The sequence below is a fragment of the Rhodovulum imhoffii genome (assembly GCF_003046545.1).
GTDB lineage: Bacteria > Pseudomonadota > Alphaproteobacteria > Rhodobacterales > Rhodobacteraceae > Rhodovulum > Rhodovulum imhoffii.
Map to the genome: position 1 here is coordinate 119,496 of NZ_QAAA01000007.1, position 21,442 is coordinate 140,937.

19 protein-coding genes are annotated in these 21,442 nt (G+C 66.0%); 10 read left to right on the plus strand and 9 right to left on the minus strand.

Annotated features, from left to right (window positions below; genetic code table 11):
- The first annotated feature begins 235 nt into the window (after positions 1–235).
- Genes C8N32_RS07680 through C8N32_RS07700 form a run of 5 tightly spaced genes read left to right on the plus strand, consistent with a single transcriptional unit; the run spans position 236 to position 6,059 of the window.
- The gene (locus tag C8N32_RS07680) at positions 236–889 is read left to right on the plus strand and encodes an ABC transporter ATP-binding protein (protein ID WP_107892091.1); all 654 of its coding nucleotides are present in this window, start codon (positions 236–238) and stop codon (positions 887–889) included.
- Positions 889–3,300, plus strand: a complete 2,412-nt coding sequence (locus C8N32_RS07685; protein WP_107892093.1) for an FtsX-like permease family protein — start codon at positions 889–891, stop codon at positions 3,298–3,300. Before C8N32_RS07680 ends, C8N32_RS07685 begins: the two co-directional genes overlap by 1 nt.
- Positions 3,290–4,330, plus strand: coding sequence for a lipocalin-like domain-containing protein (locus tag C8N32_RS07690; RefSeq protein ID WP_107892095.1), 1,041 nt, complete (start codon positions 3,290–3,292; stop codon positions 4,328–4,330). The genes C8N32_RS07685 and C8N32_RS07690 overlap by 11 nt, the downstream gene beginning before the upstream one ends.
- A complete protein-coding gene (locus C8N32_RS07695) occupies positions 4,323–4,880 on the plus strand; it encodes a pyridoxamine 5'-phosphate oxidase family protein (protein ID WP_107892097.1) in 558 nt (185 codons plus the stop codon). The genes C8N32_RS07690 and C8N32_RS07695 overlap by 8 nt, the downstream gene beginning before the upstream one ends.
- A gap of 54 nt (positions 4,881–4,934) precedes the next feature.
- On the plus strand, positions 4,935–6,059 hold the full coding sequence (locus tag C8N32_RS07700; RefSeq protein ID WP_107892099.1) for an FAD-dependent oxidoreductase: 1,125 nt from the start codon (positions 4,935–4,937) through the stop codon (positions 6,057–6,059).
- Here C8N32_RS07700 and mnmH read toward each other — a convergent pair.
- Together mnmH and C8N32_RS07710 are read right to left on the minus strand one after the other, a co-directional pair.
- The gene (mnmH, locus tag C8N32_RS07705; protein ID WP_107892101.1) at positions 6,043–7,107 is read right to left on the minus strand and encodes a tRNA 2-selenouridine(34) synthase MnmH; all 1,065 of its coding nucleotides are present in this window, start codon (positions 7,105–7,107) and stop codon (positions 6,043–6,045) included. The two genes, C8N32_RS07700 and mnmH, sit on opposite strands and share 17 nt — an antisense overlap.
- 38 nt (positions 7,108–7,145) lie before the next feature.
- On the minus strand, positions 7,146–7,349 hold the full coding sequence (locus C8N32_RS07710) for a YgaP family membrane protein (RefSeq protein WP_107892104.1): 204 nt from the start codon (positions 7,347–7,349) through the stop codon (positions 7,146–7,148).
- A gap of 171 nt (positions 7,350–7,520) precedes the next feature.
- Between C8N32_RS07710 and C8N32_RS07715 the strand changes: the two genes are divergently transcribed.
- The 5 genes from C8N32_RS07715 (at position 7,521) to C8N32_RS07735 (ending at position 13,750) form a co-directional block, all read left to right on the plus strand.
- Positions 7,521–7,982 (plus strand): Lrp/AsnC family transcriptional regulator, encoded by a 462-nt coding sequence (locus C8N32_RS07715; RefSeq protein WP_107892106.1) that lies wholly within the window; start codon positions 7,521–7,523, stop codon positions 7,980–7,982.
- A gap of 65 nt (positions 7,983–8,047) precedes the next feature.
- Positions 8,048–8,602 carry a TetR/AcrR family transcriptional regulator gene (locus tag C8N32_RS07720; protein ID WP_107892108.1) on the plus strand — a complete coding sequence of 185 codons (555 nt, stop codon included), beginning with the start codon at positions 8,048–8,050 and terminating at the stop codon, positions 8,600–8,602.
- Positions 8,599–9,639: an efflux RND transporter periplasmic adaptor subunit gene (locus C8N32_RS07725; protein ID WP_107892110.1), complete on the plus strand. Its 1,041-nt coding sequence runs from the start codon at positions 8,599–8,601 to the stop codon at positions 9,637–9,639. Before C8N32_RS07720 ends, C8N32_RS07725 begins: the two co-directional genes overlap by 4 nt.
- A complete protein-coding gene (locus tag C8N32_RS07730) occupies positions 9,636–10,679 on the plus strand; it encodes an efflux RND transporter periplasmic adaptor subunit (protein ID WP_107892112.1) in 1,044 nt (347 codons plus the stop codon). Before C8N32_RS07725 ends, C8N32_RS07730 begins: the two co-directional genes overlap by 4 nt.
- Positions 10,676–13,750, plus strand: a complete 3,075-nt coding sequence (locus C8N32_RS07735; RefSeq protein WP_107892114.1) for an efflux RND transporter permease subunit — start codon at positions 10,676–10,678, stop codon at positions 13,748–13,750. Before C8N32_RS07730 ends, C8N32_RS07735 begins: the two co-directional genes overlap by 4 nt.
- Here the strand turns inward: C8N32_RS07735 and C8N32_RS07740 are convergent.
- The 7 genes from C8N32_RS07740 to C8N32_RS07770 are packed head-to-tail and all read right to left on the minus strand — an operon-like array spanning position 13,707 to position 21,305.
- Positions 13,707–15,761: a 3'-5' exonuclease gene (locus C8N32_RS07740; RefSeq protein ID WP_107892117.1), complete on the minus strand. Its 2,055-nt coding sequence runs from the start codon at positions 15,759–15,761 to the stop codon at positions 13,707–13,709. The genes C8N32_RS07735 and C8N32_RS07740 overlap by 44 nt on opposite strands.
- On the minus strand, positions 15,754–16,134 hold the full coding sequence (locus C8N32_RS07745; RefSeq protein ID WP_107892119.1) for a response regulator transcription factor: 381 nt from the start codon (positions 16,132–16,134) through the stop codon (positions 15,754–15,756). The genes C8N32_RS07740 and C8N32_RS07745 overlap by 8 nt, the downstream gene beginning before the upstream one ends.
- Positions 16,131–16,655: a hypothetical protein gene (locus tag C8N32_RS07750; RefSeq protein WP_107892121.1), complete on the minus strand. Its 525-nt coding sequence runs from the start codon at positions 16,653–16,655 to the stop codon at positions 16,131–16,133. Before C8N32_RS07750 ends, C8N32_RS07745 begins: the two co-directional genes overlap by 4 nt.
- 3 nt (positions 16,656–16,658) lie before the next feature.
- A complete protein-coding gene (locus C8N32_RS07755) occupies positions 16,659–18,485 on the minus strand; it encodes a DUF294 nucleotidyltransferase-like domain-containing protein (protein WP_107892123.1) in 1,827 nt (608 codons plus the stop codon).
- A 59-nt stretch (positions 18,486–18,544) separates the two neighbouring features.
- Positions 18,545–20,329: a sodium:solute symporter family protein gene (locus C8N32_RS07760; protein WP_107892125.1), complete on the minus strand. Its 1,785-nt coding sequence runs from the start codon at positions 20,327–20,329 to the stop codon at positions 18,545–18,547.
- 6 nt (positions 20,330–20,335) lie between these two features.
- Entirely contained in the window at positions 20,336–20,596 is a 261-nt protein-coding gene (locus C8N32_RS07765; protein ID WP_107892127.1) for a DUF4212 domain-containing protein, read from the minus strand.
- Positions 20,597–20,639: 43 nt separating this feature from the next.
- Positions 20,640–21,305: an adenylate kinase gene (locus C8N32_RS07770; RefSeq protein ID WP_107892129.1), complete on the minus strand. Its 666-nt coding sequence runs from the start codon at positions 21,303–21,305 to the stop codon at positions 20,640–20,642.
- Between the last annotated feature and the right edge of the window lie 137 nt (positions 21,306–21,442).

Here is a 21,442-nt window from a genome sequence, read left to right on the forward strand (position 1 = left end):
GTCAGGCAGGCCTGTCGATACGCAAGCCTTTGGCACGCGCAGATGGCGGGCAATGGCACCGGGTTGCCCGTGCTTTCCTTCCCCCCTCTGTGACTTCTGGACCGGATGGGGCGCAAAGTACGATCCTGCACCCGATGATCTGCTGTTTTCCGGCAGGATGCCACATTGCACCGGGGAGATTGGGGATGTCTGTGCGAAACGGCGGGCTAGATCGATAAAAAACCGGGGCGGTACGATGCTTGAACTGTGCGATATCGAAAAATCCTATATCGGCGGGACCGGTCGGGTGCCGGTCCTGCGCGGGGTCTCCCTGCGGGTGGGACCGGGTGAAACCGTCGCGCTGACAGGAGAATCCGGCTCCGGCAAGAGCACCCTGTTGCACCTTTGCGCGGGGCTGGACCTGCCCGACGCGGGGGCGTTGTGTCTACAGGGGCGTGACATCTCCCAAACCGATGATAGCACCCGCGCCCGCCTGCGCCGGGGAACCGTGGGGCTGGTGTTTCAACAGTTCAACCTGATCCCGTCGCTGGATGTGGCCGCGAATCTTGCCTTTCAGGCCCGCCTGGCCGGGCGGCACGATCCGGCCTGGCAGGCCACGCTTGCGGTGCGGCTGGGGCTGGACGGGTTGCTGGACCGCTACCCGGAACAACTGTCAGGCGGGCAGCAGCAGCGCGTTGCCATCGGGCGCACCCTGGCCGCAAAGCCCGCACTGATTCTTGCCGACGAGCCGACCGGCAACCTCGATGAGGAAACCGGCGACGCGGTGCTGGAACTGATGCTGGCCCTTGTCGCGGAAACCGGGGCCGGGCTGTTGATGGTCACCCACTCGCCGCGCCTCGCGGCGCGGCTGGGGCGGCGGGCGCACCTCAAGGGCGGGAGGCTTGACTGATGCGCCGCACCGCGCTCTCCGCACTGCTCTCACACTGGCGGCGGCATCCACTGCAACTGGTCAGCGTGCTTTTGGGCCTGGCGCTGGCCACGGCGCTCTGGTCCGGGGTGCAGGCGATCAACACCGAGGCCCGCGCCAGCTACGCCCGCGCCGCCGGGATCCTGGCACAAGACCGGCTGGAGCGGCTCCAGCCTGCCGATGGTCAGCGATTCCCGCAGGAGGTTTACGTCAGCCTCCGCCGCGCCGGGTGGGCGGTGACACCAGTGGTCGAGGGGCGGGTTTTTCACGACGGGCACGGCGTGATCGTTCTGGGGGTGGACCCGCTGACCGCACCACGCGGCGCCATGCCCGGGGCGGTGCGCGCCGGAGGCGATTTCGCCACCTTCCTTGGCCCGCCGGGGCTGGGCTATGCCGCTCCCCGCACCATCGCGGAAATGGAGGGGGCAGAGGGCCTGCCGCCCCTGAGCCCGGCCCCGGATATGGTGCCCGGCGTGGTGATGATGGATGTCGGCGTTGCCCAGCGCCTGCTGCGTGCCGAAGGGCAGATGGATCGCCTTCTGCTTTCACCCGATCAGCCCAAAGGCCACGCACCGCTGGAAACCGTCGCCCCGGAACTTGAACGCCACCCCCCGCAGGCCGAGGTGGACGCGGCGCAGCTTTCAGGCAGTTTTCACCTGAACCTGACGGCCTTCGGATTCCTGTCTTTCGCGGTAGGGCTGTTCATCGTGCACTCGGCCATCGGGCTGGCCTTCGAACAGCGCCGCCCTCTGTTTAGAACCCTTCGCGCCCTGGGGTTGCCGGTGAAAACACTTGTCGGCCTGCTGGCGGCAGAGGTCGTTCTGCTGGCGCTGCTGGCCGGACTGGCCGGGGTCGGGCTGGGCTATGCCATCGCGGCGGTGCTGTTGCCCGACGTTGCGGCCAGCCTGCGCGGGCTTTATGGCGCGGTGGTGCCGGGCAGCCTGACGCTGCGGCCGGAATGGTGGCTGGGCGGGCTGGCCATGGCGCTGGCGGGGGCGCTGGGGGCGGCGGGCCAAAGCCTGTGGCGGTTGTGGCGGTTGCCTCTGCTGGCCCCGGCACAGCCGCGGGCCTGGGCGCGGGCCTCGGCGCGGGGGCTGGCACGGCAGGGGGCGCTGGCGATCCTCCTGGCGCTGGGGGCGCTGGCGGCGGGCCTGTGGGGGCGGGGCATCGTGGCGGGGTTCGTCCTGCTGGGGGCGATGCTGCTGGCCGCCGCGCTGGCACTGCCGGGGGTGCTTGCGCTGCTGCTGGCCGGGGCGGAACGGGTCAGCCGCCGCGTGCTGACGCACTGGTTCTGGGCCGACACGCGCCAGCAATTGCCGGGGCTTTCACTGGCGCTGATGGCGCTGTTGCTGGCGCTTTCCGCCAATATCGGCGTGGGCACGATGGTCTCCAGTTTTCGCCTGACCTTCACCGGCTGGCTGGATCAGCGGCTGGCCTCGGAGTTCTACGCCACGGCCCGTACCCGGGAGGAAGCCCGCGCGCTGCACGACTGGCTGCTTCCCCGCAGCGACGCGGTGCTGCCGATCTGGCATATCGAGGGGCCGGTGCTGGGCCAGCGGGTGGAGATCTACGGCGTCGCCGACCACCGCACCTATCCCGACCACTGGCCCATCCTGACCGGGGAGCCGGACCTGTGGCAAAGCCTGGCCAAGGGGCAAGGTGCCCTGATCAACGAACAGATGTGGCGGCGCGGCGCAGTGAAGCTGGGCGACCGGCTCACCCTGCCCGGCGGGGCCGGGCGGCGCATCGTCGGGGTCTATTCCGATTACGGCAACCCGCGCGGCCAGGTCATCATCGGCGTCGATGACCTTGTGGCCCTTTACCCGGAGGTGGACCGCCGGCGGTTCGCCGTACGAATCGACCCGGCCCGCCTGTCCGCCCTGCGCAAGGATCTGATACGGGAGTTCGGTCTGCCCGAGGACAACATGATCGACCAGGCCCGCGTGAAGGAAATCTCCCTGAAGGTTTTTGAGCGCACTTTCGCAGTCACCGCCGCCCTGAACGTGCTGACGATGGGGGTGGCCGGGTTCGCGATGTTCACCAGCCTGCTGACGCTGTCCACCCTGCGGTTGCCACAGCTTGCCCCGGTCTGGGCACTGGGTCTGACACGTCGGCGGCTGGCCTGGCTGGAGCTTTTGCGCGCAGCACTTCTGGCAGTACTGACCATGGCGGTGGCGCTGCCGGTGGGGGTGCTGCTGGCCTGGGTGCTGTTGACGGTAATCAACGTGGCCGCCTTTGGCTGGCGACTGCCGATGTTCCTGTTCCCCGGAGACTGGCTGTGGCTGAGCGGGCTGGCGTTGCTGGCCGGGGCGCTGGCAGCGGCCTGGCCCGCATGGCGGCTGGCGCGGATCGCCCCTTCGGGGCTTTTGAAGGTGTTTGCCGATGAACGTTAAGACGCTGTTGCTGTGTCTGATACCCCTGCCCGCGCTGGCGCAGGGGTTTGCCGGGCTGGGACAACCGGCGGAAGGTTATGCCGTACCCGCACCTGGTATGGCGCTGGAGTTTCCACGCGATCACGGCGCACACCCGCAATACCGCGTCGAGTGGTGGTATGTCACCGCCAACCTGAACGGCCCCGACGGAACTGAATATGGCGTACAGTGGACGCTTTTCCGCACTGCGCTGGCCCCACAAACCCGACCCGGCTGGGACGACCCGCAAGTCTGGATGGGCCATGCCGGGCTGACCACGCCCAGCCGCCATTTCACAGCCCAGCGACTGGGGCGTGGCGGAATCGGGCAGGCGGGCGTGGAAGCCCTGCCGTTCCGCGCGTGGATCGACGACTGGCACATGACCGGTACGGAGGCGGGCATCTCGACGCTGAACCTGTGGGCCTCGGGGCCCGAATTTTCCTATGACCTGGCCTTGCGGGCGGATGGACCGCAGGTTTTGCAGGGGGATCGCGGGTATTCCGTCAAATCCGCCAGCGGGCAGGCCAGTTACTACTATTCCCAACCCTTCTACCGTGCGGAGGGCACCCTGAACCTGGCCGACGGCCCGGTGCCCGTCACCGGGCAGGCGTGGCTGGATCGTGAATGGTCCAGCCAGCCTCTGGGAACGGACCAGACCGGGTGGGACTGGTTGTCGCTCCATTTCGATACCGGCGAGAAACTGATGGCCTTCCAGTTGCGCAGCGCCGCAGGGCCTTATACCTCAGGCACCTGGATCGGTCCTGACGGCAGTGCCGCCCCCTTCCGGGACGGTCTGCTGCGTCTGACACCGCTGGAGACCGCGGCGGTCGCAGGCCGCAAGCTGCCCGTACGTTGGCGCGCAGAATTGCCCGGCCGGGGGCTGGATGTGGAAATAACCGCGCTAAACGCGCAAAGCTGGATGAACACCCTGTTTCCCTATTGGGAAGGCCCGGTGCAGATCTCGGGCAGCCACGGCGGACGGGGTTACCTGGAGATGACAGGATATGAGTGACCCTTTCTCGACGCTGGACGGCACGCTGGACCAGGTCTGGTGGCGGCTGGAACGCGGCGTGGCCGAAAAGCGCGCCGCCGCGCGCCACCCGGTTCTGGCCACTGTCGGCGCGCAAGGGGCCGAAGCCCGCATCGTCGTTTTGCGCCGGGCACGCCGGACACTGGACCGGGTGGAGGTCCACTCCGACCTGCGCGCGGCAAAGGTGGAAGAACTGCGCACCAATCCACGCGGCAGTCTGGTGATCTGGGAAGCCCGCGCCAAGCTGCAAATCCGCCTGCGGGTGGATTTCCGCGTCATGGAGGGCGAAGAGATCGGGGGGTACTGGCAAGCCATCCCCGACCCGGCCCGCAGCCTCTATGGTGGAGACCCCGCCCCGGGCGCGACGATCCGCGGCCCCGGTTGCCACACCCCCGGCCCAGATGACAGCGCCTATTGCGTATTGCGCGGAACGGTGGTCGAGATCGAAACGCTTCAACTGGGCCTGCCTCATCACCGCCGGGCCCTGTTTTGCGCCACAGATGGCTGGAAGGGTGTGTGGCAGGCGCCTTGACGCAACGCCGGGGCTGTCAGGACAACGCAAGGACGGCTATAGGATAGGCCGGATATGGCGCAAGAAACGGCACCCATAGGCCTCGTTGGCCCCAAACGCCTTGTCCTGATCGGCGGCGGGCATGCGCACGCCCTGGTCTTGCGGGACTGGACGCCCCTGCCGGGGGTGTCGCTTACGCTTCTCAACCCCGCGCCCAGCGCACCTTATTCCGGCATGTTGCCGGGGCTGATCGCCGGGCATTACGCCCGCACCGCACTGGAGATCGACCTCGCCGGCCTGGCCCGCCGCACAGGCGCGCGCCTGGTGGAGGGGCGCGCCGAAGGGATCGACCGTGTCGCGCGCGTGATCCATGTCGCCGGGCAGGAGATCCCCTATGACGTGGCCTCTGTGGATATCGGCATCACAACCGGCCTGCCCCTGCCCGGCTTTGAAGCCCACGGCGTGGCCGCCAAACCGCTGGACACCTTCGTGTCGGCCTGGGAAAAATTCACCGCCCATACGGCCGCTGGACTCATGGCGCCGGAGGTGGCGGTGATTGGCGCGGGCGTGGCCGGGGTGGAACTGGCACTGGCGGCGGATTTCCGTCTGCGTACCTATGGGCTGACCCCCCGCATCGCACTTCTGGAGGCCGCGACCCCCCTGCGCGACGCCCCCGACCCGGTCCGGCGCGCGCTGCTGGCGGAACTGTCGCGCCGGGACATCGCCCTCTATCCCGCGGCACAAACCGTCACGCCCGACGGGGTGGCGGTTGACGGTCACGCCATGATCCCCGCAGGGTTCGTTCTGGGGGTCGGCGGGGCACGGCCCCAGGGCTGGCTGAGGCAAACCGGGCTGCACCTGACCGACGGCTTCATAACGGTGGGGGCACAATTGCAATCCAGCGATCCTGCCATATTCGCCGCCGGGGATTGTGCACATCTCTCCCATGCCCCCCGGCCCAAGGCGGGTGTCTATGCCGTGCGGGCCGCACCGGTTCTGCGCCACAACCTGCGCGCCGCCCTGTCCGGGGAACCTCTGCACCCCTATCGGCCACAGACAGACTACCTGAAGCTCATCTCGCTGGGGGATCGGCGCGCCCTCGCGGTACGCGGGCGGCTGTGGGCGCGGGGGGCCCTGATGTGGCAGTGGAAAGACCGGATTGACCGTAGCTTCATGGCCGGGTTCAGCGCGCGGGCATAAGCACCAGGGAGTCCACCGCACCGGCAATGCGGGATGCCGCGGCACGCAGGGCCGTCGGGCCGAGACTGTCAAGCGACAGGATCACATGCGGCAAATCCGAAAAGCGCGCGCGCTGGCGTTCATAGCGCGGATCGTAATGGGCTTTCATCAACGATGCGGCAAGCGGTTCGAATGCGCGGTCCCTGGCCATTTTCCGCCACGCTTCGATGCGCTCCCGCGGGTGCAGGCGGGCAAGCGCATCGAGCGTCGCCAGAAGACGCGCCGGGTCATCGGTCACATCGCTGTAACGGCGGGTAAGGTATCGGGCACGCTCCGCCAGGGGAACGCACAGTTCGATCCGGGGGGCGGCTTTCATTGCCGCCCAAAGGCCGGGGGGCAGGATCAGGTCGCCGATCTTGCTCGATTCCGCCTCCACCACCACCGGGCGGGTCGGGTCCAGTGCCGCGCGGGCATGGGCGAGCGCGGTCTCAAACCCCTTCTGCGCCGGTTGCCCCCCCGCCACCGCCCCAAACAAGGATCCCCGGTGGTTGGCCATTCCCTCCAGGTCGAGGACCTGCACACCCCGCTCGGCCAGAAGCGGCAGAAGGTCGGTCTTTGCCGTGCCGGTATTGCCATCCAGAACCACCACCGGACAAGGCCATGGCGCGCCATAAAGACTGTCATGTACAAGGCGCCGGTAACTGCGGTAACCGCCCTCGACCGTATCCGCCCGCCAACCTACCTGTTTCAGGATCAGCGCGAAACTGCCCGACCGCTGCCCACCCCGCCAGCAATAGATCAGTGGCCTCCAACCCCTGGGCCGGTCGGCCAGCGCCGTTTCGATATGGCCCGCAGCATTGCGTGCCACCAGTGCCGCCCCGATCTTGCGCGCCCTGAAGGGGCTGCCCTGCGTATAGATCGTACCGACACGCGCGCGTTCTTCGTTGTTCAGAACGGGCAGGCTGATTGAGCCGGGGATGTGATCCTCGGTAAATTCGGCGGGCGAGCGCACATCGATGATCTGGTCAAAGCCCGGATCGGCGCCCAGGTGGGTCAGGGTGACGGCCATGGGCGTCTTTTATGCCAGCTCGCCCGCCGGGGGAAGGCTCAGTCGAACGCGGTTCCGGGCTGGATGCCCAGCTTCCTGAAGCCCATCGCCGCCGGGCAGAACCCGGTGAACGACGCCTGAATCAGGTTGAGACCGACGAACGCTGTCAACAGATACCACCACCCCGATACCCATGTGCCAAGGGCCAGGGACAGAAGAATCATTATACCGGCAAATGCCATCACGGCGCGGTCGATTGTCATTTCAGTGCTCCCATACCAGTTGCGTCTTAGAAATGTGTATCTGAAAGACCGCTTTCAATACGATTTCACCCTCCCCGGCAGAGCGGAACGCTGTTCCGCCCGGGACCAAAAGGGGCTATTTCTTGCGGAAGAATATTCTGTGCGGCGGCGCTTTGCCGAAAAGGAGGCCCGATGCAGACCAAGCTCGACCCGCTCGACCGTAAGATTCTGCGCGAATTGCAAAATGACGCCAGCCAGTCCCTGGACGAAATCGCGCGCAAGGTCGGATCGTCGAAAACCCCGGTGTGGAACCGGATTCGCAAGATGCGCGAAGGCGGCGTGATCGGCGCGCAGACAGTCCTGCTTTCGCCCGAGGCGCTGGGGCTGGAGGCATGCTTTTTCGTTCTGGTCCGCACCAGCGAACATGATGCCGAGTGGCAGGGGCGCTTTCTGGCCACCCTGCGCGCCCGCCCTGAGGTGCAGGAAGCCCACCGGCTGGCCGGGGACATCGATTATATTCTGAAGGTGCGGGTTCCCAACGCCCGCGCCTATGACCAGTTCTACCAGGCCCTGATTTCAGAGGTGAAGGTGTTCGAGATCACCGCGCTGCTTTCGATGGAAGAAATCAAATCCACTACGGTGTTGCCGGTCTGACGCCCTTGACAAGGCAACGGTTCTGCCATCTCCTGTACCGTCCGGACGGTACAGGAACCGCAATCATGGCAGATGCCCGAACCCGTATTCTCGACGCGGCCGAGCAGATCGCACAGGACCAGGGGGCGCGCCACCTGACACTGGAGGCCGCCGCCCGCGCGGCAGGGGTCAGCAAAGGGGGCGTGCTGTATCATTTTCCCAACAAATGCGCGCTTCTTCAGGGCATGCTGGACAAAATGATCGAAGAGACCGCCATCGAGATCCTGCGCCGGCGCGAGGAGATATCCGGCCAGCCCAACCCGACGCTTAGGGCGGCGCTGAGCACCCTGCGCCACTGCGCCTGGACCAGGAACGGGGTGCGCGTGGCGCTGGTGACGGTGCTGGCGGAAAAGCCTGGCTTGCTGGACCCGGCCCGCCGGAAATTCCGCCAGTTCTGGGCCGACATTCAACGCGAAACGACCGACCCCTTCGGCGCCTTCGCAATCTGGGCAGCCCTGGAGGGCCTGCAGTTCTTCCACCTGTTCGATCTTTCCCCGCTCAGCTCGGACGAAGAGCGCGCGGTGTTCGATCGTCTTGAAGCCTCGCTCGCGGATTTGCCCGGTACCGGGGCCCGGCCATGAGCCTGCTGCGCGCACTTGCCCTGGCCTTTCTGGCAGCGCCCGCGCTGGCGGATCCGCTCATTGTCGAAGTCGTTACCGCCAGCGCCGTGTCCGATACAAGGCGCTACGCCCTGACCGGGGAGATCGTCGCGCGCGACGCGGTCGGCGTTTCCTTTCCGATGGAGGGGCGCCTGTCCGAGGTTCTCGCGGAGGCCGGGGATCGCATCGCTGCGGGGACCCCGCTGGCACGGATGGAGTCGGTCCGGCAACAACAGGCCCTGCGCGCCGCGCAAGCAGGCCTGGCCACCGCCGAGGCCGACTACCGGCAAGCGATCGAAGATCTGGACCGGCAGGATGCCCTGTTGGCGCGCGGCGCCACCACCCGCATCCGGCGCGATGCCGCCGAGGATGCGCTTCAGATCGCGGAAGCCGCCGTCGCACAGACACGGGCCGACCTGGACCGCACCGCCAAGGCGCTGAACGACACGGTTCTTTCCGCCCCGGCCCGCGCCACAGTCATCAGGCGCATGGCAGAACCCGGTGAGGTTGTCGGCGCCGCCCAACCGGTGATGGACCTGGCGCTGGGCGACGGGCTGGACGCCGTTTTCGAGGTCCCAGAGGCTTTTCTGGTCGGATTCAGCGGCGTGCGGGAGGTGGCGCTTTCGCTGATCGACCGCCCCGGTACGCTTTTCGGCGGCCGCGTGCGCGAGGTTTCGCCATTGGTCGATCCGCGCTCTGGAACTGTGCGGGTAACGGTTTCGGTCTCCTCTCCTCCGGTCGCCACCGCCTATGGCGATGCGGTTCGCGGTGTCGTTACGCAGACCAGCGCCCCCCACATCGTGTTGCCCTATACGGCACTGACCAATACCGCCGAGGGCCCCGCCGTCTGGGTCACAGACCCGGAAACCATGGCCGTTTCCCTGCACGCCATCGAGATCGAGCGGTTCGAGACCGACCGCGTCGTGATCCGCCGGGGGCTGGAAAACGGCGCCCGGGTCGTCGCCCGCGGGGCGCATTTGATGTATCCCGGCCGTATTGTGCGGGAGGCGGTCCAATGATCCGCATCCTTGCATGGTTTCTTTTGCTCCCGGCTCCGGCGCTGGCCGACACCCCCGCGCGTCCGGTCGTTTCGGCAATCATAGAGATCAGTCCGGACACCCGACGCGGTTATGTCGGCACGGTCGAGGCCAGGACCAAGACCGACCTCGGTTTTCCCCTGATCGGGACTCTGGCCGCGCGCCCGGCAGAAATCGGCCAGCGCGTCCAAAAAGGCGATATCCTGGCGCGACTCGACCCTCAGGACCTGGACGCCGATCAGCGCGCGGCCCAGGCCGGCGTGAGTGTGGCCGAGGCCCAGTTGCGCTCTGCCAGAGATGCGGAAACCCGCGCCCGCGAACTGGCCGCCCGCGGGGTGGGCAGCGCCACCCGTCTGGAGGATGCAAGACGCGCCCTGACCGCAGCCGAAGCCCAGCTTGAACAGGCCCGAGCCACGCTGGCCCGGGCGGATTATCTGCGCGGACTGGCAACGCTTTCCGCCCCGCATGACGGGGTCGTCACCGCCGTCCACCTGGAGCCGGGCGCAACCGTTGCCGCCGGTCAGCCGGTGCTGAGCCTCGCGGCCCAGGATGTGCGCGAGGTCGTCATCGACGTGACCGAGAAAGACGCCGCGCGTCTGCCGCCCGGCGCGGTATTCGACGTGGCGCTGGCCATCACCCCCGGGCTCAGGGCCCGGGCGCGGCTGGACCGGACCGACCCGGTCGCGCAACGCGCGACCCGCACCCGGCGGCTTTACCTGTCGCTGGAAGACCCTCCAAGCGCGTTCCGGCTGGGGACCCTGGTGCGTGTTCTGCCCATCGGAAGCGTGGCGGAAGGGTGGCGCGTCCCTCTGTCTTCCGTGTTGATCGAGAACGGCGGCACCGCTCTGTGGATCGTGGACCGGACCGATGACACCGTGCATCGGCGGCCCGTTGTCCTGGGCCCGGTTTTCGGTGACATGGTCCGCGTCAGCTCCGGGCTTTCCGCAGGGGACGAGGTCGTTCTCAAAGGCATCCATTCATTGCAGGACGGGCAGCGTGTCGGCCCGCGCGTGACGGAATGAAACGGTTCAACCTGTCGGACTGGGCCCTTCAGCACCGGTCCTTCGTGTGGTTCCTCATGATTGTCTCGGTCCTGGCCGGAGCTCTGGCCTATACCGGCATCGGGCGCGAGGAAGATCCCGACTTCGCGATAAAGACGATGATCGTCTCCGCCGCCCTGCCTGGCGCCGATGTGCAGCAGACGCTGACACAGGTGACCGACAGGATCGAGAAGAAACTGAGCGACTTGCCGGAACTGGATTACACCGAATCCATCACACGCCCCGGCGAATCGATCGTCTATATCGAGCTGCGCCCCGACACGCATGCGGGAGAACTGCCCAGGATATGGCAGCAGGTCCGCAACATGATGGCCGATATCCGCGATGAGTTTCCGGCGGAATTCGCCGGTTTCCGCTTCAACGACGATTTCGGGGACGTGTTCGGCAATCTCTATGCCTTCACCTCGGACGGATTCACCCGCCGCGAGATCCGCGATTACGCCGAAGATGTCCGCCGGATCGTGCAGCAGATCGAGGATGCCGGCAAGGTGGAGTTGTTCGGCACCCGCGAGGAGGTTATCTACCTCGAATTCGACATCGACAAGCTTGCCGCGCTGGGGCTGGATCAGAAACAGGTACAGGAAACCCTGGCGGCGCAGAACGCCATCCTGCCTTCCGGCGTGATCGACGCAGGGCCGGAGCGGGTTCTCGTGCGCATCGGCGGAGACTTCACCGGCACCGGAAGCCTGCTGGATGTCAATCTGCGGGTTGCGGATCGCTTCTTCCGCCTTTCCGATGTCGCCAGCATCCGCCGCGACTATGCCGATCCGCCGGAGGATATTTTCCGCTTCAACGGCCGGGAGGCGATCGGAATGGCCGTCGGGATGCGCACGGGCGCCAACATCCTCGACTTCGGCGCAGCCCTGACGGACGTGATCGAAGACGCGCGCCGTTCCCTGCCCGTGGGGGTCGAGATTCACCAGGTTGCCGACCAGCCGCAGGTCGTGGACCACGCGGTAAACCACTTCCTCAAGGCCCTGGCAGAGGCGGTACTGATCGTGCTGGCGGTCAGCTTCATCAGCCTCGGCTGGCGTGCGGGGCTGGTGGTCACGACCACCGTACCGCTGGTGCTGGCACTGACTTTCGTGTTCATGCACTATACGGGTTTTACCTTGCAGCGGGTTTCCCTGGGGGCCCTGATCATCGCGCTTGGGCTATTGGTCGACGACGCCATGATCGCCATCGAAACGATGATTTCCCGGCTGGAAAAGGGCGAAGGGCTGACACAGGCGGCTTCTTACGCGTGGACGTCGATCGCCTTCCCGATGCTCTCGGGCACGCTGGTGACGATGGCGGGGTTCATTCCCATCGGGCTGAACGATTCCGCCGCGGGGGAATTCACCTTCTCGCTGTTCGTGGTCATCGCGGTCTCGCTGCTGATCTCGTGGGGTGTGGCGGTGTTGTTCGCACCTCTTCTCGGGGTGAGCTTCCTTCCGAAAACGCTCAGGCCCCATGCGGAGGGAGGGGGTATCGTGCGCCGGACCTTCCACAAGGTTCTGCGGATCGGAATGACACATCGCTGGGTTACCATCGGGCTGACGGTGGCCGCTTTCGGCCTGTCCGTTTACGGCATGCGCTTTGTCGAACAACAATTCTTTCCCAACTCCGACCGGCCAGAGCTGATCGTGGACGTGAGGCTGCCGCAAAATGCCTCCATCACGGAAACGCAAGCGCAGATGGACCGGCTGGAGGCACACCTGAAAGACAACCCCCATGTCGCATACTGGACCTCCTATGTCGGGCGCACCGCGCCGCGCTTCATTCTGGCCTATGATGTGCTGACGCCGGCCCAGAACACGGGGCAGGTGGTCATCCAGTCGAAATCCGTCGCCGCACGCGATGCGCTGCGGACAGAACTGCAACAGATCGCACGGGAAGATTTCCCCGGCGTGGACCTGTTCGTGAAGCTTCTGGAAATCGGCCCCCCCGTGGGCCGCCCGGTTCAATACCGTCTCAGCGGCCCCGACATCGACGCCCTGCGCGACCATGCCCGCGATCTTGCCGCGCTGGTGGCGCGGGACACGCGCCTGACCGGCGTGGTCCTGGACTGGAACGAGCCGGTCCGCGTCGTGGCCGTGGATATCCTGCATGACAGGGCGCGCCAGCTTGGCCTGACCTCGCGCGATATCGCCGCCACGCTCTACACGATCTATGACGGGGTGGAAGTAACGGAACTGCGGGATGCCGACCACCTGATCGGGATCGTCGCACGCGGGGACGAAGAGGCGCGCCGGTCGGTCGAGGCGCTGGAGAATCTCCAGCTGTCCACGGGGCCGGGCGGTGCGATCCCGCTGCGGGCCGTGGCAAATTTCCGCTACGAAACCGAACAGCCCGTCATCCATCAACGCAACCGCGTCCCGACGATCACCGTGCAGGCCGCACTCGCCACCGGCGATCAGCCCGCAACCGTGGTCAACGATCTCGCCGGCACGATCGCCGCCTTCGCCGATACGCTTCCTCATGGCTACCACATCGCGGTCGGCGGCTCGGTCGAGGAAAGCGCCGAAAGCCAGGGCCCCATTGCCAGGGTCGTGCCGCTGATGACACTCATCATGCTGACGCTGATCATGATACAGATGCAGGGGTTCCGGCTGGGCTTTGTGGTGCTGTGCGTGGCGCCGCTGGGCCTGATCGGAGTGGTCGTGGCTCTGCTGTCCTCGGGGGCGCCGCTGGGCTTCGTGGCAATCCTCGGGGTGCTGGCTCTGGTCGGAATCCTGATCCGCAACTCGATCATACTGGTCTGCGAGATCGAGGTCCTGCGCGGCAAGGGCATGGACGCATGGAACGCCGTGTTCCACGCCAGCGACAGCCGTGCCCGTCCGATCCTGCTGACGGCCGCCGCCGCGAGCCTCGCACTGATCCCGATTTCACGTCAGATCTTCTGGGGGCCAATGGCCTACGCGATGATGGGCGGCATCATCGCCGGCACCCTGATCACGCTGATCTTCGTGCCGGCGCTGTATCTCGCGGTGTTCAGGGTCAAACGCCCTAGTACTTCTGGGCACGCCGGATCTGGGTCATCTTGCGGCTGACATCCAGCGCCTCGGCCAGCGTGCCGACCCCCGTGCCCTCCAGAAGCCCCAGCATATGCTGGAACACCTGTGCCGTGGCAAGAGCGTCCCCAAGCGCGGTATGGCGCTTGTCTTCGGGCAGATCGATGCCGAAGCGGCGCACCAGCGCATCCAGCGTGTGATCGCCGGAATGATCGAACAAATGCGCCGACAACAACACCGTGCACAACACGGGGTTTTCGAAGCGGCGCCCGATCCGGTCTTCCTTCAATTTCAGGAATGCCATGTCGAAAGGCGCGTTGTGTGCCACCAGAACCGCACCCTCGCAAAAGGCGTGGAACCTGCGCCCGGCCTCGGTGATGTCGGGGGCATCCTGCACCTGGGCCTCGCTGATCCCATGCACGGCGGTTGCCGCCGCCGGAATCCGGCGGTTGGGGTTGACCAGCGTGTCGAAAACTTCCCCTTGCAGGAGCCGCCCGTTGACGATGCGTATCCCCGCGATCTGCACAATCTCGTCCCCCGAGCGCGGGGCGAGCCCGGTGGTTTCGGTATCGAAAACGACGAAGCTCAACTCGCTCAGCCTGCGGGTATCGGCGCTGCCTGCGGACAGCCCAGGCAAGGTGAAGTCGTAGAATTCCGGGCGCGGATCCGTCGGCGTCAGGCGGGCGGCATCGGCGGCCTCCAGCGGCAAAACAAGACGATGGCCCGTACGGGTAGGCTCCGACCAGATCTCGGTCCCGTGGCCCTCCAGAACATCGCGACCGGAGTATTTTCCGTACCCATGTGTCAACGGTCGGCTCAGCCAGTTGTCCAGAAGGCCATCGGGGGCGTCCTCTCCCTGCCAATCGAGTATCAGCCAGACCTCGCGCCCTTGCGGCAATGCCGACAGGGCAAACTCCTCACGGGTCGCACTGGCGGAAAGGCCCTCTATCAGACGGCTGAGCACTTCGAGAATGGCAAACCCGTCGCAGTGCAGGAACTGCGTATGGCCCTGCCCCGCCAGCCCGTCATGGCGGGCCCGCAACCCATCGAAGATGTCATCCGAGGCAACCTCCGGCATAGGCCAATGGCGGGTCATGGCAGCGTTGTGGCGCTCTCCCATTTCGGCCAGGCCGGTGACCAGGCGGCCCAACTCATCGCGCAGGGCCGTCGTGAACGCGGCCCGCGGACCGGAGGCAAGGTCGGGCGCGGCCTCCAGCGCGTCGAACAGGGCGCCGATTGCCGCCGTCGGCCGGCGAACGGTCTCCAGCAGGGCGTTGAACAGGTGGTCTCGCTCGGCATGGGCCGCAAGATCTTCCGTCGCGTCGTGGAAAATCAGGACATAGCCCACCCGCTCCCCCTCCGCGGTGACGGGGCTGACGCGGGCCAGCAGGAACCGCCGGCCGCGCGCCGTGGCGGCAAGGAACCGCTCCGCCTCGACCTGACCGCGAGTGGCACGGGCGTTCAGGCGATCCAGCGCGTGGGTCAGGGGTTCGGCCCGCAGAAAGGCGGTCAGCGGCCGGTTCAGCCCCAGATCGCCCAGAAGGCCCTGCGCCGCGCGATTGTACAGCATGATCCGGTGATCGGATGTGGCCACCACGACACCCTCGGCCATGTCGCGCAACAGGGTCTCGAACACCGCCTTTTCCCGATTGAGGCGGGCCGTCTGCTCGGCTACGGCGTGGGTTTGTTCGGCGCGCGCCTGTGACAAGGCACGATGTACGGCGGTTGCCGCGGGAGCCAGGGCCCCCAGATAACGCACGCGCTCCGCGTCGATCTCGGTGTCGATGCCGGTACGGGCGCGGGTGCGCAGGTCAGAGGCCAGCGCCAGCATCGGCCTGGCCACATTTTCATCGAACAGGATCGCCACCCAGGCCGTTGCTCCGATCAGGACGAACCCCGCGACCAAACCGGCAATGACGTAGCCCTGCGCCGGCCCGCCGGCCCGCGCATGCCCAATCCAGAGCCCGGCCACCAGCGCCACCGCCACCGCGAGTGCCAGCGCCGCGAAAAACAGTGCGAACCGCACCCGGAGGCCAAGACGTTCAGGCATCCGTACTCCCCAGCAGGGCGGCGATGCGGGCGGTCAGGTCGCTGGTGGCGAACGGTTTGGTCAGGAACGCGTCCGCGCCCAACGCCATTCCCTTGCGGCGCTCGATCTCACCGCCACGGGCGGTCATCATCAGCACTTTCACATGTTTCAGCGCCGCGTCCCGGCGGATGATCTGGCACAGCTCATAACCCGAACGTTCGGGCAGCATCACATCCAGCACGACAAGGTCGGGCGGGCTTTCGCGCAAGGCCGACAACGCCGCCGCCCCGTCCTGCACCCGGCGCAGATCATACCCCTGGCGGGCAATCAGAAACTCCAGCGCCAGTGCGATGTTGTCCTCATCCTCGACCAGAAGCACCGATTTCCGCGTCATCCGGCCCCCCTGCTCTCAGGCGCGCAAACCGCCTTCAAAAGCGGGTCGTCCGGACGCAGGCCTCGCCAGCGGGCAGCGGCCGGATCCGACAACCCCGCATCCGACACGTCCGCCCGCGCACCCGCGGCGCAATCGACAAGCTGCGGCACCCGCCGGGCGGGCATCCAGCGGGTAAAAAAGTACAAATCCACCAGGCTCACCCCTGGCGCAGCAGGGTTTTGCGCGACCCCGGCCAGATCGGCGGCCATCACGGCGGTGGTTTGGGGCGCCGCATAGGTCCAGGGCTTCCACAGCACCTTTTGCCGGACGCGGTGGATTTCCCGCACACCGTCCGGCAGGGCGGCAACGGTACGGCCGGCCCAGCTGTATTCCGACCAGATCGTATACCCCAACATTGCCGCCCCGGCCGCCACCGGCATCAGCCAGCGGGGCAGCCGCCGCCCCGAAGCCATGTTCAACAACAGCGCCACACCGGCGGCGGCAATACCTGCGATAAAGGTGGCGATCAGTTCCAGGAACATAGGTTACCCCAATGTGCCGCGCCCCTGCGAGGCGGCGGATTGCATGGTTTTAATCACGGTGAAAGCGTCTCGAAGATGGTTCCGCTCCAACTCCGACATCTGGCCCGGCGCCATGAAATTGTCGGGCTTTTGCCCGGCGCGGATCTGGCGGGCCTGATGGCGCAAACGGGTTTCGGAAATCAGGTCATAGGCATCGATAAGATCAAGAGCCCCCGCCTTCGACACCACGCCGGTATCGCGGGCGATTTCCAGTCTCTCACGGGTGTTGACCGCCTCGATCGCCCCCCGGAGCGCATAAACCCGGCCCAGATCCACCACCGGCACCACGCCGGAGTGCTTGAGATCGAGCATGTTCTTGTGCTCCCCGGAACGGATCAGCGCGAATCCGCGGAAAAGGCCCAGCGGCGGCGCGTGCTTGATCGAATTCGACACCATGTGCGCCACGAAGATCGAGTTTGCCCGCGCCATCCTGAGCGTTTCGGCCTGAAGGTCTTCGAACAAGGCCGCCTCGCCACTGATCGGACGCAGATCGAACATCACCGAAGCCAGCATCTGCGCCTCCGTGTCGGGCTGGCCGATCCATTTGGAAAAATAGTCGCGCCAGACCCGGCGTGGCTGTCGCCAGCGCGGGTTGGTCGCCATCATGTCGCCGGGGCAGTAGACATACCCGCAGGCATGCAACCCGTCCGAGACGATCTGCGCCAGCGCGGCGAAATAGGCATCGTCCCCGGACGTGGCGGCATCGTCCAGAATCAGGCAGTTGTCCTGATCGCTCTGCCCGGTCTGCTCCCGCCGGCCCTGCGATCCGCAGGCCAGCCACAGATAGGGCACCGGTGCCGGGCCGAGCTGCGCCTCGGCCAGCGCCAGAAGACGGCGCGTCACGGCATCGGTAATGTCGGTAATACGGCGGCAGACCGGTCCGGGTGCCGTTCCGGCACTGACCAGCTGGGCCAGAAGCGCGGGCACCTGCGCGACAACCCCGGCCATCGCCCCGGCACTGTCGGCCGAAGCGATCTCCGCAATCATGTGGCTGGCAGTGGCGGCCTGCTGACGAAACAGATCCGTCCGTCCGATCATTCCGACGACCCTGCCCCTTTCGGCCACCGGCAGGTGACTGATGCCATGATCCGCCAGCATCATCAACGCATCCAGCCCCAGCGCATCGGGGGCGATGGTAATGGGATCCGGGGTCATGACATCCCGGACCGGGGCGGCGCCGCTCAAACCCTCTGCCAGCACCCGGTTGGTCAGGTCACGGGCCGTCACGATACCGACATGGCGGTCGCCCTCCATCACTACGACCGAGGAAATACGGTGTGCACGCATCAGGCGCGCAACATCCGCGATGACAGCCGAAACCGGGCAAGTGACAGGTGTCTTCGCCATCAGGTCAGAAACCTGCAACGCCGTCAGCCCGGCAGAGGCAAGCGCCTGCGGCCGGGCAGGCGGAGCACGATCGAACCACGCCGCGAAATCGGGAACCTCGTCGAGAAGATCGTAAAAGCAATCCTTGCGCACCCGTAAAAGACGGGCGGGACCGGTCACGCGCGCGGTCAGCGTCGCACGCCCCAGAAGCATCAGCCCCTTCTGCCCGATCACGTCACCGGGACCGCGGTGGGAGATCGGTTCTGCGCTGTCGTCTTCCAGGTCCACGCCACCGGCCTCGATGACGTAAAGCCCCTCCAGCCGTGTGCCCAATGCGAAAACGACATGGCCAGGCGCGGCGGAGATGCGGGTCAGCCCGCCCTCCAGCAGCGGCAAGGCGCTGTCAGGCAACGTGTCGAAGGGCGGGTGGCGGCGCAAGCTCGCCAGAAGGTCGGAATCGGGCACGGCGCTCCTCCTGCGTGTGCCGGGAAGGGGGGCGGGCGTCGCCGCCCCCCCGGTCGGGTTCAGTGATCTGTGGCCGCACCCGCCCCGCGCGGGACGCGCACGCTTTCGACAAGCTGCCGGATCTCTTCCGGCGGTTCCTTGGTCATGCCGGCCACGATATACGCGGTGGCAAAGTTGATCGCCGCGCCGATCGCCCCGAAAGAGGTCGACTTGACCGTGAACAACAGCGGATCGGCATCGGTGAAGCTGTTGGTGCCGGGAATGAAGAACCAACCCTTGTGCAGGAAGATGTAGACAAGGGTGGTTACCAGGCCGGCCAGCATGCCCGCCACGGCACCGGTATTGTTGATGCGGGTCGAGAAAATCCCCATCATCAGTGCCGGGAAGATCGACGCCGCCGCCAGGCCGAACGCCAGGGCCACAGTCTGTGCCGCGAAACCCGGTGGGTTCAGGCCCAGGTAAGTGGCCACGACAATCGCCAGTGCCATCGCGAGGCGGGCGGAAAGCAATTCGCCCTTTTCGCTGATTCCGGGATTGATTGCGCCCTTGATCAGGTCGTGCGACACGGCGGACGAGATCGCCAGCAACAAACCCGCCGCCGTCGAGAGCGCCGCCGCAAGCCCCCCCGCCGCGATCAGACCGATGACCCAGCCCGGCAGGTTGGCGATTTCGGGATTCGCCAGAACGAGGATGTCGCGGTTGAAATTGGTCAGTTCGTTACCCTGCCAGCCCTCGGCCTCGGCGCGGGCCTTCATGTCGGGCGAGGTGTCGTTGTAGTACTGGATACGACCGTCGCCGTTCTTGTCTTCCCATCCCAGAAGGCCGGTTTTCTGCCAGGTGGCCATCCAGTCGTATTTCTCGTCGGTCTCAATGGTTTCCACGGACACAGCCTGACCCTGCGGGCCTTCGGGCCACATCAGTTCGCTGATGTTCAGCCGCGCCATGGCACCAACGGCAGGGGCCGTGAGGTAAAGCAGCGCAATGAAAACCAGCGCCCAGCCCGCCGACCAGCGCGCATCGGCCACTTTCGGCACGGTAAAGAAGCGCATGATGACATGCGGCAGCCCCGCCGTCCCGATCATCAGCGACAGCGTGAACAGCACCATGTTGATGGTGTCCGCATGGTGGGCGGTGTATTCGGCAAATCCCAGCTCGCGCACGATCTGGTCGAGCTTGGCCAGCAACGGCTCGCCACTGGCCTGGTGATCCCCGAAAAGACCCAGCGCCGGAACCGGGTTGCCCGTCAGTTGCAGCGAGATGAAAATCGCCGGGATCGTGTATGCGGTGATCAGCACAACGTATTGCGCCACCTGCGTGTAGGTCACGCCTTTCATGCCTCCGAACACCGCGTAGGCGAAGACGACACAGGCGCCGATCAGAAGGCCCGTGGTGTTGTCCACTTCCAGAAAGCGGCCAAAGGCCACGCCCACGCCTGTCATCTGGCCGATCACGTAGGTGGTCGAGGCCACGATCAGGCAGATTACCGCCACCATCCGCGCGGTCTGGCTGTAGAACCGGTCGCCGATGAACTCGGACACCGTGAACTTACCGAACTTGCGCAGGTAAGGGGCCAGCAGAAGCGCCAAAAGCACGTAACCGCCCGTCCAGCCCATCAGGAATGAACTGTTATCATACCCGACGAAGGCAATCAGCCCCGCCATCGAGATGAAACTCGCGGCGGACATCCAGTCTGCCGCGGTGGCCATGCCGTTGGTGACCGGGTGCACGCCGCGCCCGGCGGCATAGAATTCCGACGTGGACCCGGCGCGGGCCCAGATCGCGATACCGATATAAAGCGCGAAGGACGCGCCAACGAAAATGAGGTTGATAACGAACTGATCCATTGTCGCTTACTCCTCGCCGAGACCATGCTGGCGATCCAGCCGGTTCATGCGCCAGGCGTAAAAGAAGATCAGGGCCAGGAAGACCAGGATCGACCCTTGCTGGGCGAACCAGAACCCCAGGTCAGTCCCGCCAACCTTGATCCCCGCAATCAGCGGGCGCAGCAGGATACCGAAGCCGAAGGAAACCAGCGCCCAAATGACGAGGCTCCAGGTGATGATCCGCAGATTGGTCTTCCAATATGCGTTGGCTGAGTCTTTTTCGGACACGGAATGTTCCTCCCTTCTCGTGTTTCTGGTTGCCGGGCGGTCGTCAGGCGACCACCCGGCCGGCGATTTCTTCCAACGTCGTGGCAATGGCGGCGATGTCTCCCATCGCATCCACCCGGCGCAGGACGCCGCGTCCTTCATAGAGCGCAATCAACGGTGCGGTCTGGGCGTGGTAGGCCCGAAGGCGCGCGGCGACGGTATCGGGGGTGTCATCGTCGCGGCGCTTCATTTCGGAACCGCCACAGGCATCGCACACCCCCGGCGCACGCAAGGGCTTGTATCTGTCGTGGTAGCCTTCCCCACAGTTCGCACAGGTGAAACGTCCGCAAATCCGCGCAACCATTGCGGCATCATCCACCTCAAGGATGATCGCCGCATCGACCTTGCGGCCCGCACCCGCCAGCAAGTCGTCCAGGGCCTCAGCCTGGCAGGGCGTTCGAGGAAAGCCATCAAGGATTATCCCGGCGCCACAGTCGGGTTCGGCCAGGCGATCTTGCAAAATCGCGGTGACGATCTCGTCGCCGACCAGACCGCCCGCCTCCATCACGGCTTCAGCCTTTTGCCCCGCCTGGGTGCCCTCGGCCACTGCGGCCCGCAGAAGATCCCCGGTGGAAAGCTGAACGAAGCCGTGCCGCTCTTGCAGCAGGCGGGCTTGCGTGCCCTTGCCTGCTCCGGGCGGCCCCATAAGAATAAAAGTTGCGCGTGTCATGATCTCCCCCCAGCAATGAGGGCGCGCCCAAGGGCGAGCCCTTTTTTTTATTTTTTTCTGTTTTCGATGAGGTTATCGACGACGGAGGGGTCTGCGAGAGTTGATGTGTCTCCGAGGGATCCGTAGTCGTTTTCGGC